The organism is Terriglobus tenax (assembly GCF_025685395.1).
In the GTDB taxonomy this organism is placed as follows: domain Bacteria; phylum Acidobacteriota; class Terriglobia; order Terriglobales; family Acidobacteriaceae; genus Terriglobus; species Terriglobus tenax.
This window is the reverse complement of the sequence record NZ_JAGSYA010000003.1, coordinates 1,188,197-1,207,347: the sequence shown is the minus strand read 5'-3', so window position 1 is coordinate 1,207,347 and position 19,151 is coordinate 1,188,197. Positions and strand designations below refer to the sequence as shown.

Genomic DNA, 19,151 nt, shown 5'->3' with positions numbered 1-19,151 from the left:
AGAAGATGCCCTGCGGTTTAGAGAAAAGGAGGCGGAACAACAAACGACTGCTGCTCCGCCTTTCTACGTTAGAAGTTGAGTTTTACAGCAAACTGCAGATTGCGTGGGAGAAAGTTTCCCGTACTGGTAATTACTCCGAAATTCGCACCTCCAAAAGCGGCACCAGGAGCTACGAAATTCGGCGCATTGAAGACGTTGAATGCTTCCGCACGAAACTGAGCGCGCAGCTTATCGCCGATGACGTCAAAATTCTTGAAAAGAGAGACGTCCTGCGTGTAGTAGCTGGGGGCGGTAAGGAGGTTTCTCGGCGAATTCCCGAAAGTCCCAGCAAGTTGGGAAGCAAAAGCAGATGTATTGAACCATTTATTAATCGTGCCATCGCCCTGCCTGGGATTGGCGATCAGATTCGGCCGATCGGCTGCGCTGCCTCCGTTCCGTGCTGTCGCATTGGTAACCGTGAACGGGAACCCTCTCGACCAAAGCGTAATCCCATTCACCTGCCATCCTTTTCCGACCAGGGAGATGACACCGTTTGCATTCTTAAAGAATGGAAGTTGGTAGTTGAAGCTAAGAGTGAATCGCTCGCGAACATCGAGATCGGAGTTGCCGCGCTGTGATTTTGGATCGTTGAAAAAATACAAGGGCGCGGCGAGATCGATACTGTGAGACCACGTGTTTTGAGCGGTGAGGCTCAGGCCGTTGTTGAAACGGCGCTCCAGCACTGTCTGCAATCCGAAGTAGTTCGCTTTATTCCAGTTGCGGCTCTGACTGACCGAACCGATACCGCCGAGCGGATTGCCGTTTGAGAAGCCCAGGATGGTGGGATACGCAACATCATAGATACGACGTTGGTTGACCGGCAGTGTGCTGCCTACCTGGGGCGGCGCCGGATTGATATCCATTGCCAGAATGCTGCGGCGCGTCAGAGCGCCTACGCCAGTCACTGTAGCAATGAAGCCAGCTGGAAGTTCGCGTTGGAGCGTAAGGTTGAACTGTTCGACATAGGGCATCTTTAGGCTCGAGTCGACTACGGTCAGACTTCCAGTGGGAGCCGACGCAGAGGTGGCTGACGGAGTCGGCATTCCATCGGACAGAAGTGCTCCTCCGAAGAAGTCTGAGTAGCTTGGGCCATAGAGGCTAACGAATGGTGGATTTCGCAATGCCAGCGCACTCCCCATATAAGGCGGATAGTAGCTGATACCGAAGCCACCGCGAACGACTGTTCTATCGTCAATGCTGTATGCAAACCCCACGCGAGGGGCAAGGTTCCAGCGATATGTCTTCACACCTGCCGAAGCATTGACGCCATTCACACCCGCCTGGATGATCGATGGCACCGGGGTTCCGGGCACGGGAGTAATAGCAGGTGTACCAGGCGCGGGAATCGTGCCTGGGTTGAAGTTCGCGATATTGCCACGCTTCTCTGTCATGGGAGTCCACCAATCAAGGCGGCCACCAAGATTCACGGTCAGCTTGCGCATGACTTTCCAGTCATCCTGAAAATAAAACGCCCCTTCGTGCGAGCTATATTGGGGTTTTGCGAGCAGAATGTTCCGGCTCTCCGACCCAGGTAGACCGAGGATGAAGGAAGCCAACGCGTTGCCTTCGGAAAAGGTATTCCCTGTAATACGTCCAGTCGTATTTGCTCCGAATGCGTATTGTCCCCGCCCTTCGCTCGATTGACTCGACGCAACCTGGCGTTGGATATAGCTGGTTCCAAACCGGATTGTCTGACGGCCTTGCGTATACGTGATCCCAATCATCTCTTGATAGGTGTTGTCTTTCGTAATGATCGGGACAAAGGTTGCGTCGCCCGCAGCTGGCCCACCAGCAATTGAGATCGTCGGAACACCAGAGGTAGTCGGATCCGTGCCTTGTCCCGGAATTCCCAGAGTCGCTGCGGCGTTTGTGCCCGTGTTGGTTGACGTAGCTGCATTTGCAAACCGCGTGTACGCCAGCTTGGCTTCCATTACAAGGTTTGGCGTGAGCAGATGGGTGTAGTTGAGTTGGATCCCCTGCGAACGCTGCTTGGATGGCCCCGGAAATACACCAGCATTCCCGACGAGACTCACGCCATTGATGACTGGAAGCGCTGCGGGGGTGATTGTTCGGGTGTCATTGTAGGAATAGCGCGCAAAGAAGAAATCCCTATCGCACAATTTGTAATCCGCACGCGTATCCATACTGTCGGAATCCTGACGTTTAGCAGGCGAAGAACTGTAGTTGTTCGTACTGCCTCCGTTTGGAGCAGGCCAGCGGGTGATGAAGTTGCGAGCCGCGGAGTTCCACCGACTGTTTGGAATGCAGTTTCCGGCGAATTGCTGCCGGGTATACACACCGGGCGATACCTGCACTGTCGTGGCAGGATCAAAGATGTTTTGCGTGAAGCATGCTGGGCCGGTATGGTCCGCTCCTCCAGCTTGTGCAAGGGTAGGTACGGTTACGTTGTACGTCTGTCCTACTCGTTGCGTAAACCTCTCATAGTCGCCAAAGTAGAAAAGACGATCGCGCAAGATTGGTCCGCCAATGCTCCCTCCAAACTGGTTCTGCTTGAAAGCAGGCTTTGGCCCCGTGCGTGCGAAGTAGTTTCTTGCATCGAGCACTTCATTACGGAAGTATTCGTACACTGTGCCGTGGAGCGCATTCGTTCCTGGTTTGGTGACGATGCTGATTACGCCACCTGCGGTACGTCCCAACACGGCGGAATAGGAATTCGTCTCAATTTTCATTTCCTGAATTCCATCGATCGATGGCTTCACGACAACATTTCCCAGGAAACGCTCATTGTCATCCGTTCCGTCGATAAGGAAATTGTTGAGGTCGCTCGTCTGTCCATTGATGGAGACGGAGGAACTCTGCCTCCGGTCGTCAGGTCGCGTGCCACTTTGAGTCGAGCCCGCTGCGCCCTCAGTTGCGCCTGGAGCAATTTGAGCCAGACGAACGAAGTTGCGGCCATTCAAAGGAAGGTCCTGCACAGCTCGTTCCCCCACTAAAGTCCCGATACTCGACTCTTCGCGTTGAATCGAAGGAGATCCAGCACTCACCTGGATTGTCTCGTTCACTTGACCGACGGCCAGGTTGGGATCAATGCGATATTTGTCTCCAATCGCGAGCTTGAGACCGCGTACTTCCCAACTTTTGAACCCCTCCGCTTCTGCCTTTATGTTGTACGTGCCGGGCGGAAGGAGCGTCACAGTGAATGATCCGTCTCCCGTGGTGGTCGCAACCTTGGTCAGATTGGTTTCGACATTAACAACCGTGACCTTCACGTTTGGAAGTGTCGCTCCGGTAGGATCCATCGCCACGCCAGTCACATCAGCTGTGACCACCTGGCCCCAGGCCGGGAAAGCCAGAAGGAAACATAGGAAAACTGCCGCTGGTATCACCTTCAGAAACTGCATTCTTGCCTCCTGAAGATCCCAGGGATCCCGCTGATGCGATTTGCGCATCAGAGGAGCCCCTCAGAAATCTTCAATAAATGAATATCAACATTCAAATTTTCACCGCCGCCCATATCAATCCTCCACCTGAGCGGTTGTCAAGTGTTTTTTGAAAGGTGATTTTTAGGGCTGCGCGTTCGGTTACACTCAGCGACGTAAACTGAGAACGCCAATGGCTAAACAAGAACAGAGACAGTACGGTTCCGGAACACTCGATAAGGGCCTGGACGTCCTTGAAACCCTCGAACGCGCCACTGAACCGCTTCGTATTCTCGATTTAGCAAATCTAACCAAACTTGATCGAGCAACCGTGTTCAGGCTCCTCTGTACGCTTGAGGACCGCGGGTACGTCGAACGCCTTGACGACAAACGCTATTCCGTAAAGAACAGGAAGCGCCAGCCACGCGTGTTCTATATCGCCCCACTGGCAGGAAATTCATTTCGAGTGGATGTAACCGCGAGCCTGAGAGCGGCTGCCCTTAACCACGGCATTCACCTCGAAATGATCGATACCGCTGACACCGAAATTCCGCGCGATCAGGTGAATGAAGCCATTCGCTCTGCGGCGGATGCTGTCATACTTTTCCAGCGACGCGGTTCTTTGGCCCATGTGCTCGCAGATCGCTTCCTACAGGAGCAGATTCCCGTTATCAGCGTTGAAACGCCGATCGCAGGGGCTATCTATTTTGGCGGCAATAGCTATCGTGCCGGCCTCATGGCTGGGGAAGCCTTAGGCGGATATGCGCAGAGACATTGGAAAGGGGAGTTTGACCGACTCCTGCTGATTGAATCATCTTTGTCCGCGGTAGAGAATATGGCGCGCCTTACCGGCACGGTCGAAGGAATCAATAGCATTGTCGGCCAGGTTCCTCCTGAAAAGATCATTCACGTTGATGGTTTAGCGTCGCGCGAAGCGAGCCGGGAGGCGTGCCTTCGTGCCCTCAAATCTCTACCGCAGAAAAGCCGCGTTCTCGTTTCCTGCTTCAACGATCCCAGCGCCATTGGAGCGCTTGCTGCCGTGAACGAATCCGGCCGTGCCGCGTCCTGCGCAATTGTCGGCCAGAATGGAACTGAAGAAAGCCGCTCCGAATTGGCTCACCGCTCAAGCGCACTGATCGCTTCCGTTGCGTATTTCCCTGAGCGATATGGTGAGCAGTTGATAAAGATTGCGGCTTCCGTGATTGCACATCAAAAGACACCGCTCGCCGTTTACGTCGATCACGTGCTGCTCAATCGCAACAACCTCAAGAAGCTGTATCCTGCGACGCGATAGAAACCTGTCGCCCGCTGGATTCAGCGTTGAGTTCATCCCATCCTTGCAAAAATCGCTTGACACAGAACATGGATAGAACCGTATGATCTCATTCGAAATGTGAACCCCAATGTTCACATTTCGAATATTAGAAGGATCGTGCGGACATGCTGCATAACCATACGCCAGACTTTTTTGCCTTCCCTGCCTCGACGCTCCTACTCGCGCAGGCTTCTGGGTTCTTCCTCGAATTTGGATATTTGGCGAGTGGCTTTATGCGGCCAGGGCGGTGGAATCGTGCCTAAGATCACACGGCGCGACGCCCTTCTGTTATCGACTGCATCGGCCGCATTGAGTGTCAGCAGGAAATTCGGATATGCAGAAGCGCAAGAAACGCGCGAAGCTACGCGCAATGCTCGCGATTCTAAGGGCTTGAATCGGGAGGCCATCGCTTTTGAGCGAGTGACCCTGGAGATGAGCCTAAAGCCTTTCCGACAGACGGACGATGCTTCTATCCGCGCTGTCTGCACAGAACTTTTTCGGCAATGGGCACCTCTCATCCGCCGGGTGAATGGCGTTGCTGTAATGTTGTGGTCGGCCGATGGAAGTGAAATTCTCGACTACCGTGGGCGCATGTCCGACGAGTTTGAATGGGCAAAGTGGATTGGTATCGCGAATCCACCCGATAAGGCCACGGCAGATGATCCCAATCGCCTTGACCTGCACTCTACGCCGCACCTTTATACAGAAAACCCACCGCGCATGACTTACGGCATTCTGGCAAAAATCGTAAGGATCCTAAAACAAGTTGGCAATGAACTCACCGGCAAGCCGATCTCAGTAGGCGCAACGTTTGATCCGGGACCCGAGTTCGCCAGGTCGGCCTTCAAGTACAAACGTCATCCAGAGATTGCCAACGACAACACGATGGGCAGCGGAACATTCGTTACCTGTGTGACACGCCTGCATGCTGACAAGGAAGCATATGCAGCATTTCCCAAGGGGATCTCCGAAGGAATGAGCTTAGGCACATTTCTTGGTGGACAGTCACAGCATTTCCTGACTGATCTTGGGTTTGACTATCTCTGGTTCTCGAATGGTTTCGGCTTTGCGGTAAGCCCGTGGAACGTGAAAGGCCCTTTGTTTGACGGGACTAAGTTCGATGCAGCGAACGCCCCCAGGTATCGCGATGCCATTGTTAATTTCTGGAAAGACTACCGGCGCGAGTGCCCTTCGATTCCTATTGAGACCCGTGGAACAAATCTACTGCTCGGAAGCGACCTGGCTACGAATGCCTGTCCGCTGCAGGAGATCTACGACGGCAATTTCAATATGACAGCGCCGCCAAACTCACCGTGGGCTGCTCTGGACGGCGATTTTGGCTTAGAACTCGTCGGCTATCTTTCGCGTATCGCGGAGCTTCCGGCGAACGGCCGCTTCCCCTTTCGTTATTACACGCATGACCCCTGGTGGCTGAACAGTCCGTGGTTTGACCGCTACGGACGTGAACCACACGACATCTACCTGCCCCTGTCTCTGGCGCGCGTGGATGCTGAAGCTAAAATCACCCGGCCTTCCTTTCTTGAGTTTCTTACCGTGGACAACAGCTACGGCCAGATTCCTGAGCAGACAGCGAACGAGGTCACGCCGCACATCCTCAACGCGATGGACTCTTTCTCTGATGCTCCCGGTGTTGCCACCTGGCTTTGCCCGTTCCGCGAATATCACGATCTTGTGTTTGGTCAAGCCCCGAACCCAGCCCTTGCCTTCTTCGCAGATTGGTTTCTGCGCGGGGCCGTGAATAGCGGCTTCCCTTTGAATACCGTCGTCTCTACCGGACACTATCTGTCTTCGCTGAAGAAAGATCCGAAGTTCTTCGATAAGACTGTTCTCGTCACGCTATTGCCAACAGCCGGTTCCCCCTTAGAGGAAAGTCTTCTTGCCAGGGTTCGCCAGGGCCTACCGGTGCTCTTCTATGGTCCGGTCCAACATGCCAGCCAGACGATGAAGGATTTGCTCGGCTTGCAAATCACCACCGGTATCGAAGGTCTGATGGAGTTGGAAACTTCGCTGGCAATGGACTCCAACGAACATGGCAGCACTCCGGTGCGTTTCCTTCACCGCAGTCTCACCAATGCAGGCCCAGTCGACACGATTGCGAGCGACCGGTCCAGCGTCCTGGCAAGCGTAAGAGCCAATGGCAACGAAAGAACGTATGCGGTAAAGCGCGGCAGCGCTGTCTGGTTAAGGGGCACGTTCTGCTCCTCTATTGAGTCTGGCTCGCAGATACCGGTCCCTGACAGCGCGGAAAAGTTCTTCCTCGCAGAATCTCTGCTGAGAATGGCTATGGCACAGTTTGGCTATTCCATCGCGATCACGAAGCCTACGGCCGCATCCCGATTGCCTGTGATTACGGCTGCACGCTGCCGCAATGGTTATTTTCTATCCGGTTACATGCCATCCTCGCTATCCAGAATCAGCCTGCAATTTCCTCTTGGAGCACCGCTGTTACTGGGTAGAGAAACATGGCTGGAAGACGCTCACTCCTCTTACACGCTTCCCCGCGCATGGCACAACGAAGTGCGTCTGTTTGTCGAACAGCAGGAAGCGAGCGAGGTTTCCTGCACGGAACACTACGCAGGAATGGTTGGCTTCCGTCGCCGTATGCTTGTGGGCGGTTTGAGAAATGCTACGGTCACGTTCCTTCCTGAAGACGACGGTCGCGTGGTCTTTCAGGCGAACGATATGCGCCTCCATATCGAAACCAGCCTTCTGCCGGTTACCAAAAGCGATGATGGCCGCAAGCTGACGGTCCGAGGCATCACGGGTTCACTCCTGGTTTCCTGGTAAATCTCTCGAGTCGAAGTCAAAACATTCCATGAGGAGCAACACTATGATCGATGAGCTGACAGATGCCGCACAGACCCCCGCAAAATCGTCCTTGCCAATCGGGAGACGTCATACTCGTGCACGCATCGGCGTGTTCAACGCAGGTTTCCACCGTTATTGGCCACAATTTCCAGGTCTGCGAGAAGAACTGAATGGATACCGGACTGAGTTCGAAGAGCGGCTACGCAGTCTTGACGTGGAGGTAATCTCAGGCGGTCTTGTCGATACCGTCGAAAGTGGCCGCAATGCCGGCGATTACTTCGCATCACAGAATGTAGATTTGATTTTCTGCTTCGTCACCACCTATGTTCAAAGCGCATTTGTGGTTCCCGTCGCGCAGCGCGGTAAGGCCCATATGGTGCTAGTTGGCCTGCAGCCAACAGCCGGTATGAATGTGAAGGAGGTCACGACACATCTCCAACTGGCGCACGACAACTGCACCTCCCTGCCCGAGATCATGTATGCCTTGCGCCGTTGCCACCTTCGTGCCGATACGGTCTTTGGCAAGCTCCACGATGATCCCCGGTCAGAAAAGCTGGTTCGAGAGTGGGTCTATGCAGCCAAAGCCGTTCACGCATTGAAGAACGCTCGCATCGGTCTGCTTGGACATCCCTTCGAAGGGATGCTCGACATGAATGTGGATCCTACTTCCTTTACCGTGGCCTTTGGGATGCACGTAGACATGATTGAAATGGGGGACCTTGCCACCCGCGTCGCCGGAGTGACTGAAGAAGAAATTGGCGGAATGATCCGCCGGATCGAAGATTTCTTTACTTTCCCAGAGCCTGGCTCGGACTCGACCATCACCGGCAAAGTGACGCCTGAGTCTATGAGGAACGCGGCCCGAGTCGCCGTAGGTCTTGAAAAGCTCGTCCATGACTATGGTCTGGACGGTCTTTCGCACTATTATCGCGGCCTTCCTGGAAACCAGGATGAGTTTCTGATCGCTAACATCATCGTGGGAGCTTCCTTGCTTACAGCACAGGGTATTCCGGTGGCCGGTGAGGGCGACCTAAAGAACTGCGCTGCGATGCTCATCATGGACCGGCTCGACGCGGGAGGATCGTTCTGCGAACTACATCCGGCGGACTTCACGGAAGACTTCGTCTTCATTGGACATGATGGCCCTGGCCATATTGGCATCAGCAACGAGGCACCTGCCCTGCGCGAACTCAGCCTGTATCATGGCAAATTTGGAAATGGCGTTTCGGTTGAGTTCAAGGTAAAAAACGGTCCCATCACGATTGCGGGCATCACCGTTCGCGAAGATGGACGCTTCGCCATGATTGCCGCCGAAGGGCAATCGCTTCCTGGCGACATTCCCGAGACAGGCAATACCAATACGCGAGCGAAATTCAATCCAGATATGCCGACTTTTATCGAGAACTGGACGGACGCTGGTGTGACGCACCACTTCGCTCTTGGAGTCGGCAGCCAGGTAGGCATTCTGAAGAAGATTGGGCGAATCTTAAATATGGAGATTCAAGTGGTCGCGCAATGAGAAAGCCGTCCGACTTCCCCTGGTTCACAATCGGACTTCTGTTCACCGCAACAGCGCTCAGCTTCCTGGACCGCCAGGTGCTGTCCATTCTTGCGCCTCGCATCCTGTCTGAATTTGACATCACCAATACGTCGTACTCTCATGTACTTTTTGCTTTCCAACTGAGCTACACAATCATGTCAGCCCTGGGTGGATACATGATTGACCGGATCGGGGTAAAGAAAGGACTAGCTATCTCTCTTGCCCTATGGTCCGCTGCCTCAGCGGCACATGCCTGGGTCAGAGGCGTCGCAGGGCTCTCTGCGGCGCGCTTCGTTCTAGGTATCGGTGAAGGAGCATGTTTTCCGGCGGCTACGCGAGGCGCAGCCAGTTATGCCCCAGCCTCGTCACGGTCACTCGCGACAGGCATCGCTATTGGGGGGTCCGCCCTCGGAGCTGTTATCGCCCCACCCCTTACTGTGCTGCTAGCGGCGCGTTATGGGTGGCGCGGGGCATTTCTGGCGACAGGCATTGTCGGCGGTCTCTGGTGTGTTCTGTGGATGGCGGGAGTTCGCAGTACGCCGCGCACAGCGGCGTTGTCTCAGTCCGTTCGCTATGTCGATCTGTTGCGTAACAGACGCCTGCAATGGGTGCTCGCCGCTCGGTTCGTATTCGATCCGGTTTTCTATTTCTATATGTTCTGGATTCCCCAATTTCTGTCCCGCGAACGCGGCCTTTCGCTCGACTCGATAGGCAAACTCTTCTGGATCCCATTCCTGACACTCGGAATTAGTCAGGTCTTCAGTGGTTCGGTCACGGACTGGTTCGTAGGGCGTAGGGGCACCCCGGTGAAAGTAAAAACCCGGATGCTCTTGCTGGCCGCTGCGCTCACACCGGTTTCGCTGGTTGCCGGTACTTCGACAAACATCGGGTTGGCGATTTTTTACATGAGCGTACTTCTCTTTGCGCACGGCATCTGGATCACCAACTATCTTTCACTGGTTGCAGATATCTTCCCCGCCGAACGGAATGCTTCAGTCGTAGGCTTGACCGGAATGGTCGGTGGGTTTGCGGGTATGCTCTCTACACTCGTGATCGGCCCCACAGTCGACCGCTACACGTTTTTACCTGTTTTCATCGTTTCCGGATTTATTTATCCAGCAGCTTATCTGCTGGTGAGACAAGCAGTCCGTACAGAAGATCCCCTGCCGGGCCTCGTCCATCACCCCGTACAGCATGATCCTTCTCTTTAAGGAGTGCCTATGCGCAAATATTGCAGCATCATTGGCCTGTTGGAATTGACTCTATCGCTTTTTCTTGCCCATCCGGCGGCTGGCCAGAATGCCACCTTTCCGACTTCGGAAGGGATGAAGGCGGGCTTTCAACTCCGTTCCCGTTACTCAATGACTCCGAACATCACTTACCTTCAGGCGGGCGGTTACGACGCAAAGCTTGACCTGTATCAACGTATCGATACGGAAAAGCCAATGCCCACCCTGATCTTTATTCACGGAGGAGGGTGGATCGGTCTCAATAAGGAATACGCAATCGGTGCGTTTCTACCCTGGGTCATGATGGGCTGGAATGTAGTCAGTGTCGAATACAGGATGGCGCCAGTCGCCTTGGCCCCAGCGGCCGTGGAGGACTGCCTGTGCGCCCTGCGTTGGGTCGCAGCCCATGCCAAAGAGAAACACATCGATCTCACGCGGCTTGTCGTTGCGGGCGAGTCAGCAGGCGGCCATCTTGCCATGACAACCGGAATGATCCCACAGTCAGAGGGATTGGATCGCGAGTGCCCAGGGGTCCCTCTTCCTAAGGTTGCCGCTGTCATCAGCTGGTTTGGCGCAGGGGACATGGAGAAGCTGCTTCATCAGGACAACACTCCGCTCGGGCGTGACGACGCGATCACATGGTTTGGGAGTTTGCCCAACCGCGAAGAACTCGCTCGCCGTGTCTCTCCAATTCACTATGTGCGGAAATACGGTCCGGCAGTTTTCCTCATCGCCGGCGATGCAGACCCGGTCCTGGACTTTCACCAGTCGGTCGAGATGCATGAAGCACTGAATCAAGCAGGAGAGGCAACCGCGCTTCACATCGTGAAGGGTGGTAACCATGGTCGCTTTACACCAGACCAGCAGATTGAGATCTACCAGGAGATTCTTACATTCCTGGAAAAGAACGGGGTGTCATCAAGACCCTAAGCAGGACTTTTGACGTGTTCGATGTTCATCACAGACAATCTCGCTCTCAACTCAGTCTCCGAAGGCCCTATCCAAGGAGAATCTCGTCGCTCAATCGAGGGATTGCGCCAGCGCATGGCACGGCCTGATTGCAATACGCTGCTCTATACACAACAAGACGACATCGCGAGCGACGTTAAGATCATTCCAACTTTTGGCCGTTCAGAGAATGAGTGAGCCACGCGCTTCGGCATCGTCCCAACGCCTGCAAGCATCACACACCTGATTGACGGCAAGGTAGCGATTCCAATCATTGCCACGCGGGTTGGCTGAAGTCCCACAACGATATGGGCAATGGCCAGGAAATACGGCCATTACGATATCGACGTGCTGCGCGAACACGTAGACGGAGCCTACGAAATAAGGCAGTCCCGTCCCCAAGGTCTTGGATAAGACCAGAGGATCATGTGTGTTGTTGATTTTATCTGGTTGCCCCCAGGGATTCACTTCTGCTGATAGCAAACGAGATAGCCGATATTTCCACCGCCGTACCCCGATTCATACCCCAAAAAGTTGGCCTATCCTTCGTACGCCTTAGATATGAGCTCAGTTGAACCTGATCGACGAACATACGAGAGAAGCGCTGCTGGTGCGGGTGGAGAGACGATGGTCCTCTGCGAAGGTGATCGCGGCTCTGAGCGACGTCATGGTCATGAAGGGAGTGCCCGAGCATCTTCGTTCCGATAATGGCCCGGAGTTCGTGGCGCATGATCTTCGCAAGTGGCTTGCGGATGCGGGCGCGAAAACAGCCTACATCGAACCCGGCTCTCCGTGGGAGAACGGCTACTGCGAAAGCTTCAACTCGAAGATGCGCGACGAGTTCCTGAACGGTGAGATCTTCTACTCGATGAAAGAACTCCGCGTGCTGGCCGAGCGCTGGCGCAAACAATACAACACGGTCCGATCACACTCCTCGCTGGGCTACAGGCCACCGGCACCAGAGGCATGGCTGGGATCAAACGCTCGGCAGGCGGAGGAGCCGTTCGCTTCGCCTGCCGCATCCTGCATCGATCCGATCTCGGAGAGCGTTGCGCTACACTAACAATCCAACTGGTACAAAAGATCGGTCAGGCCACACTTTCGATTCGAACGAAATATGAGCCAACAGAAATTAGCTGATCTTTGTGAACTGTCGGTCGATCAAATCTCCAATATTGAGCGGGGGAAGAACTGGACTGGTGAAGTGAGCCTGGCATTCTTAGCCCGCGCATTGCGAGTCCCCGTCTATAGCTTGCTCGATTATTCTGGAAATCAAGCGTTCGTTAATGGAGGAGGACTTCTATGGAGAGCACCACGCAAGCGGCGCCAATATTGAGCCTTACGCAAATCCCACACTCTCCTTGCAGTTCTGACCACAACCGAGTAGATTCTAGTCAGAATACTCGGAGAGGTGGCCGATGGCGACTTGGCAGGTTCAAGAAGCAAAGACGCGTTTTAGCGAGCTCATGGAAGAAGCAGACGCTCAGGGGCCGCAGATCATCACCCGACACGGCTCCGAACGAGCTGTATTGCTTTCGATAACGGACTACCGGGCATTGACGGCAATCCAGACAGACTTCAAGAGTTATCTTCTGGGAGGCCCTAAAACGGACTCATTCGAAGCCACGCGCGACCAGGATACCGGACGAAAGGTTCGCCTTTGAGTCGCGAACGTTTCCTGCTCGACACCAATGTGCTTTCCGAAACGAGACGAAAGCGCCCTGAGCTTCGTGTCATGGATTTCCTGTCAAACGCTCCCGCCAATTCCCTCTTTCTCAGCGTTCTTTCGATTGGCGAACTGAAAAAGGGGGTCTCCTTGAAGCTCAAAACGGACAAGGCGGCAGGCGAAGCCATCGGTGCCTGGGTTGATGGTCTAGAAGCGAACTTTGCTGACCGGATTCTCGTCATTGATACTGCTGTGGCAAAGCTCTGGGGAGAATGGTCAGCGCAGCGTCCACGTTCCGTGGTTGACACCCTCTTAGCAGCCACTGCAGTCGTCCATGGTTTCACCTTCGTGACTCGCAATCTACGAGATGTGGTGGATTTACCTGTGAGACTCCTTGATCCGTGGAGCCGCAAGTAGCTCCCATCTCGTGGCACACGGATTGAGCACACTGCCCTAACGCGCAGCCTGCGAGCGAGGGCCGCAGCCAAGCGAATGATGGTACAGGAAGACGGGCAGCAGATTCCCCGCCCCCAAAAAATGGAATTATCTCGGCTGCTTTCGTTGTGGTCTTGGTTATTAGCTGCCGTGCCTTCTTCGCTTGTTCTTTTGCAGCGAACTTCTGACGTCCTTTCGCCGCGATGGCATCCGTATTCACCTTGTAGGCACTCGCGGCTTCCTTGAGGACGGAGCTCGGATTGCCACGCGAGGACGCCAGCAGAATGCAAGCCCCGACCAACAGCTGGGAGAGGGTGCCTTCCTCAGCACGGTGGAGGAAAGCGTTCACGGTCTTCTACAAGCTTCCATCGTCGCGCTTCTGCCGGATGCCGTGTTGCCGAGCCAGCATCCCGACGCGGCCCTCATCGAGCATCGATATCAGCCTCTCAATGGCAAACAGCAGGTCCCGCTTCAATCTCCGTGTTGCAGGCCTCCTCAACAACACAAGGAAGGTTGTGCTAAAGCGGCAACGCGACATAAAAGGCCGTCCCGCGGTACGAGGCTTCCGTCCGGCTTCGCATGCGGATGGATCCTTTGTGTTTCTCGACGATCTGGTGAGTCACCCACAGTCCGAGACCATTGTCTGTCCGTGGATTGCCCCTGCCGTTACACGATTAATCCATGCCGGATCGCAAAACGTACCAGATCAACCGAAGACTGAAGGTTGAGCTTCTCCATCACGCGGCTCCTGTGAGCCTCAATGGTGTAAACGCTTAGCCCCAATCGTTTGGCAACTTCCTTGTTGGTAAGTCCCTCGGCAATCAGATACAGCACCTCTCGTTCGCGCGCGCTCAGCAGGTCCAGCGGATTGCTCACATGCTTGCGAAAGTCGGTCACCACAACGCCCGCCACCGCAGGGCTGAGAAAAGCATTGCCTTTGGCGACATTGCGAATAGCACTCAGAAGGTTTTCGTCAGTGTCTTCCTTCACCAGGTACCCCTTCGCACCCACGCGAAGCGCCTCCCGCACATAGACCGGATCACGATGCATGCTCAGGATAATCACCTTGGTGTTGGGACTGCGCTCTGAAAGCAGCCGTGTGCATTCCAGCCCATTCATGCCGGCCATGGAGATATCCATCACAACGACATCGGGCCGCAGCGTTGCGACCAGTTGAAGCGTCTCGTTCCCGTCACGCGCCTCGCCTACAAGCTGCACCTTCGCATCCGTTCCGAGGATGAGCGCAAGCCCTCGTCTTACCAGTGCGTGGTCATCGGCGAGCAAAACACGTGTCACCGTGTCAGCCATCAGCGCCTTCCAGTTCCTGTGCGGATCTCGCCCCTGTAAGTGGAGCAGAAAAGAAAAGACTGGCCCCACCTTCAGAACGATTCTCAACCTTCATCTTTCCTCCCATGTGGCGAACACGCGCCTTCATGCTCACAAGTCCCATCCCTCTCCGCGGCGATACCGTGGTTCCGGAGGCGGGAAAGCCAACTCCATTATCGCGAACCTGCAAAGAGACCCAGTCTCCCGTGGCGGACAGATGCATCTCCGCTTCTGTCCCCTTGGAGTGACGCACCATGTTCGCAAGCGACTCCTGTGCAATACGGAAGAACTGCGTCTCAATATCCTCCGGAAGACGTCCTTGATACTGCGAGGTATAGACAATGCGAATCCTCGTCTGGTCCTCCAGCCGGCGTACCATCCACTGCAGCGCTTCATTCAAACCGAAGTCATCCAGAATCACAGGACGAAGCAGCTGCGACAACTCCCGAACATTGCCGATCGCATCATCAATCAGCGACAGGCACTCTGGCCGGCGCTTCTCAAACTCTTCCGACGATGCGTGTTGCAACATCATGCGCAACCCGGTCAGCATCTGACCAAACTCGTCATGGATCTCATGCGAGAAGCGGCGCGCCACCACCTCATGTTCCTGTGACATTCTCCAACTCAGCAGGTTTAGCTCATCACTCTGCATCTGTATGCGCTGCAGGTTTGACCGTACCGTGAGTAACGTAAAGGCACCGCAGGCAAGGGCGGAAAACTCGCAGATTCCCAGAATCAACTCCACGCGACCCAGCAGGCGGCGCGACTGCGCGGCAATCAGCTGATCCACATTTGTATGTGTCAGGTCTTCATCCTGCAGAGACTGGAGGGAGTGAGATGCCTCGGCATGGATATGTTCAATGCCTTCAAAGCTGAGTCCCGCCGCGATACAGATCAGCAAGGAAATTGCGGCGAAGCCGCCGAAGACTGACCGCACCAGGTACGTGGATGTGGTAGGTCCCGGACTCGTGGAAGCAACAGGCAGACGGCCCATGACTCTATGTAAGCGCACAGTGCTGTCGCATGTCACGGCAAAAGCGACAGTTTTAGGTACCCCCCTGAAAATCGGGTGGAAATTACCCAATTACCGGAATGTTGCTGTGCCCCCTCCGGCTGTCATAGTCGAACTACATTTGGGGAACCCTCCCCTTTACACGCGTGCAAACCCGGCTGGAATGGGTTTGCACGCACACTTTGTAACTGGTTCAGTATGTGCCAAAGCCCCTTCCCAGTAGTCAGCAGCGGCAGATGATGGGCCGCAGGAGATAGGTGCAGATGAAGGCTCTCGCAAGATTCGCTCTGAAGCGGCCTTATACGTTCGTCGTCTTCGCGATTCTGATCATTGTCTACGGTGTGCAGTCACTGTTAGGGACTGCAATCGATGTCTTTCCCACGATTAAAATTCCTGTCGTCGCGGCTGTCTGGAGCTATACCGGTCTGCTTCCAAACGACGTTTCCGGTCGTATTACCTACTACTACGAGCGCGCCCTCACCTCTACGGTAGAAGGCATTGAGCATCTTGAAAGCGATTCGTATTTCGGCCGGAATGTTGTCCGCATCTTTTTCCAGCCGGGGACGGAGATCGGTAAAGCCGAAGCCGAGGTGACCTCTGTTTCACAGACCATCGTGCAACAGCTTCCTCCGGATATCTCGCCACCGATGGTCATGTCTCTGGACGCGTCGTCCGTGCCCGTCATGATGTTGCAGGTGACGGCCGACGATATGACGCCGGCCAAGCTTTACAACCTGTCCATCACCCAGCTTCGTCCGCAACTTGTCACGGTTCCCGGCGCCATTGTGCCTCACCCGTATGGCGGTGCATCCAGTACGATTCTGGTCTCGCTGGATCCGCAACGGCTGATGTCGCACAAACTCAGCGCGATGGATGTCTCCAACATGTTCGACACCCAGAACATCGTTCTGCCCGCGGGCGATCAGAAGATCGGCAAAATCGACTGGATGGTACAGACCAATGCCATGCCAGAGGCGATTGACGAGTTCAACAACATGCCGATCAAGCAGATTGGCAACGCTGTTGTGCGCCTGCGCGACGTTGCCTGGGTCCACCTGGGTGGTCCACCGCAGACCAACGCCGTTCTGGTCAGAGGCAAGCAGGCCGTCATGGTCGTCATCATGAAGGGCGGCGATGCCTCGACGCTCGACGTCGTCAACGGCGTCAAAGCGCTTATACCGCAGTTGAATCGCACGCTGCCCAAAGGTGTCCACGTCCGGGTACTGACCGATGCTTCTTCCTTTGTGAAAGATTCGGTCAACGACGTCGTCCGCGAACTGGTTCTTGCAGCCTGCCTCACCGGCGTTGTTGTGCTGCTGTTCCTTGGTTCCTGGCGGTCAACACTCATCATCGCCGTCTCAATTCCTCTGTCGATCCTTACGGCCGTCATTCTGTTGCATATCACAGGCCAGACGATCAACGTGATGACGCTCGGCGGCCTGGCGCTCGCTGTTGGCATTCTTGTCGACAACGCAACCGTCATGATCGAAAACATTGACATCCATATCGAGCACGGCAAACCATTACACATCGCCATCGTCGACGCCGCCGGACAGATGCTTCTGCCCACGCTGGTTTCAACCGTGTGCATCTGCATCGTGTGGTTGCCCCTGTTCCAGCTTGACGGAGTTGCCGGCTTCCTCTTCATGCCCATGGCGTTGTCGATCATCTTCGCCATGGTCCCGTCCTTCCTTCTGTCGCAAACTCTGGTTCCCGCCATGGCGAACTGGATGCTCGGCAAGCAGATTGAAGAGCATAAGAAGAGGCATGACCCCAACTACAGGCCGGGTATCTTTGCTCGCTTCCAGAAAGGCTTTGAGGCAGGCTTCAACTCCTTCCGCGAAAGCTATCGCATCATGCTGGAAGGCGCCGTCCGGTATAGGAAGATCTTTATTCCGCTCTTCCTCGGCGTGGCCCTTGTCTCGCTGGCGCTCATCCCGTTCCTGGGTCGCAATTTCTTCCCAGAGATCAAGGGCGGAACGCTGCAGATGCACATGCGAGCTCCCATCGGAACCCGTCTCGAAGTTGCCGATCGCGAATCCGTGCTGGTCAACAAGGAGATCTCGCGCCTGTTACCAGGGCAGGTCGACGACGTGCTCGACAACTGCGGTCTGCCCGTAGGTCCGCACAACCAGGCCTTTATTCCAACTCCAAGCGTTGGGACGCAGGACTGCGATCTGACGATTGCATTACACAACCCCGCTTCTCCCGTGTGGGATTACCGTGACACGCTTCGCAAAGGACTCTTGGAGAAGTTTCCCGGAACGGAGTTTACCTTCCAGCCTGCCGAACTGACCGATAAGATCCTCAACTTCGGTATGCCCGCGCCGATTGATATCAAGATCTCCGGCATGGACATGCAGGGCAACTACCAGTTCGCCAAGGAGTTGGTAGCGAGGCTGCGCAAAGTCAACGGAATTGCCGACGTCTCTATTCAGCAGACGATGACGACTCCCACTCTCTTCATCGACGCAAAACGTCAGTACGCGTTGAAGACCGGGGTGAAGGAAGCCGACATCGCCAACAATGAACTTGTGGCGCTCTCCGGCAGCCAGCAGGTAAAGCAGGACTACTGGATGGACCAAAAGACCGGCCTCTCCTACCTGATCAACATCTACACACCGCAGAAGTCGCTCACAACGATGAATGACCTCGAAACCATTCCTGTGACCACGGGCGATGGAAATCCGGACAACACGAAGCCGCAGTTGATGGGCGCTCTTGGCCCCATCCGCACGGTAGGAACGCCGGGAGAAGTGTCACACTACAACATCCTACCCGTCATCGATATCTACGCTTCCAACGAGGGTCGCGACCTAGGCGCGGTCGCCAGAGACGTGGAAAAGATCATTGATGACGCACAGAGCCAGGTGCCGCACGGCTCATTGATGAGCGTGCGTGGACAGGCTGACACGATGAATGGTGCCTACAAGCAATTGCTCATCGGCTTGGCCATCTCTGTACTTCTGGTCTTCCTTGTCATCGTGGTCAACTTCCATAGTTGGCTCGATCCGTTCATCATCATCACCGCGCTGCCTGCCGCTCTGGCTGGCATTGTATGGAGCCTGTTCATCACGGGCACTACGCTCTCAGTCCCTGCTCTTACCGGAACCATCATGTGCATGGGAACGGCAACAGCAAACTCCATCCTTGTGGTGGCGTTTGCCCGTGAGCGGCTTGCAGAGCACGGCGATGCGCTGAGAGCTGCGATTGAAGCAGGCTACGGCCGTATCCGCCCGGTCATTATGACCGCGCTTGCCATGATGATCGGCATGTTGCCCATGTCCATGAGCAACTCGCAGAACGCACCGCTTGGCCGTGCTGTGATCGGCGGCCTGGCGATGGCAACGGTTGCCACGTTGCTCTTTGTGCCCTGCGTCTTCGCAATTCTTCACCATAAGAAAGTAACGACGGAAGAGGTAGCCTAAC

12 protein-coding genes and 1 pseudogene are annotated in these 19,151 nt (G+C 55.1%); 10 read left to right on the top strand and 3 right to left on the bottom strand.

The features are described 5' to 3' along the window. Positions 1–68 precede the first annotated feature (68 nt). Positions 69–3,401, bottom strand: coding sequence for a TonB-dependent receptor (locus tag OHL13_RS05025; RefSeq protein ID WP_263409009.1), 3,333 nt, complete (start codon positions 3,399–3,401; stop codon positions 69–71). A 211-nt stretch (positions 3,402–3,612) separates the two neighbouring features. On the opposite strand from OHL13_RS05025, the gene OHL13_RS05020 reads away from it, so the two are divergent. The 9 genes and pseudogenes from OHL13_RS05020 (at position 3,613) to OHL13_RS04985 (ending at position 13,363) form a co-directional block, all read left to right on the top strand. Next, entirely contained in the window at positions 3,613–4,713 is a 1,101-nt protein-coding gene (locus OHL13_RS05020) for a substrate-binding domain-containing protein (RefSeq protein WP_263409008.1), read from the top strand. A 276-nt stretch (positions 4,714–4,989) separates the two neighbouring features. Further along, positions 4,990–7,542, top strand: a complete 2,553-nt coding sequence (locus OHL13_RS05015) for a hypothetical protein (protein ID WP_263409007.1) — start codon at positions 4,990–4,992, stop codon at positions 7,540–7,542. Positions 7,543–7,585: 43 nt separating this feature from the next. Continuing rightward, positions 7,586–9,082: an L-fucose/L-arabinose isomerase family protein gene (locus OHL13_RS05010; RefSeq protein ID WP_263409006.1), complete on the top strand. Its 1,497-nt coding sequence runs from the start codon at positions 7,586–7,588 to the stop codon at positions 9,080–9,082. Next, positions 9,079–10,314: an MFS transporter gene (locus OHL13_RS05005; protein ID WP_263409005.1), complete on the top strand. Its 1,236-nt coding sequence runs from the start codon at positions 9,079–9,081 to the stop codon at positions 10,312–10,314. Before OHL13_RS05010 ends, OHL13_RS05005 begins: the two co-directional genes overlap by 4 nt. A gap of 9 nt (positions 10,315–10,323) precedes the next feature. Continuing rightward, entirely contained in the window at positions 10,324–11,262 is a 939-nt protein-coding gene (locus OHL13_RS05000; RefSeq protein WP_263409004.1) for an alpha/beta hydrolase, read from the top strand. Between the two features lie 589 nt (positions 11,263–11,851). Further along, positions 11,852–12,343 (top strand): annotated as a pseudogene (locus OHL13_RS04995) (integrase core domain-containing protein); the annotation flags it as partial. A 54-nt stretch (positions 12,344–12,397) separates the two neighbouring features. Further along, complete coding sequence (locus tag OHL13_RS18710) at positions 12,398–12,616, top strand: helix-turn-helix domain-containing protein (protein WP_399255236.1); 219 nt, start codon at positions 12,398–12,400, stop codon at positions 12,614–12,616. 82 nt (positions 12,617–12,698) lie between these two features. Further along, a complete protein-coding gene (locus OHL13_RS04990; RefSeq protein WP_263409003.1) occupies positions 12,699–12,944 on the top strand; it encodes a type II toxin-antitoxin system Phd/YefM family antitoxin in 246 nt (81 codons plus the stop codon). Further along, positions 12,941–13,363: a type II toxin-antitoxin system VapC family toxin gene (locus OHL13_RS04985; protein WP_263409002.1), complete on the top strand. Its 423-nt coding sequence runs from the start codon at positions 12,941–12,943 to the stop codon at positions 13,361–13,363. Before OHL13_RS04990 ends, OHL13_RS04985 begins: the two co-directional genes overlap by 4 nt. Before the next feature lie 684 nt (positions 13,364–14,047). Here the strand turns inward: OHL13_RS04985 and OHL13_RS04980 are convergent. Further along, positions 14,048–14,689 carry a response regulator gene (locus OHL13_RS04980; protein ID WP_263409001.1) on the bottom strand — a complete coding sequence of 214 codons (642 nt, stop codon included), beginning with the start codon at positions 14,687–14,689 and terminating at the stop codon, positions 14,048–14,050. Beyond that, on the bottom strand, positions 14,682–15,704 hold the full coding sequence (locus tag OHL13_RS04975) for a sensor histidine kinase (RefSeq protein ID WP_263409000.1): 1,023 nt from the start codon (positions 15,702–15,704) through the stop codon (positions 14,682–14,684). Before OHL13_RS04975 ends, OHL13_RS04980 begins: the two co-directional genes overlap by 8 nt. Before the next feature lie 281 nt (positions 15,705–15,985). On the opposite strand from OHL13_RS04975, the gene OHL13_RS04970 reads away from it, so the two are divergent. Further along, positions 15,986–19,150 carry an efflux RND transporter permease subunit gene (locus tag OHL13_RS04970; protein WP_263408999.1) on the top strand — a complete coding sequence of 1,055 codons (3,165 nt, stop codon included), beginning with the start codon at positions 15,986–15,988 and terminating at the stop codon, positions 19,148–19,150. Position 19,151: the final 1 nt, after the last annotated feature.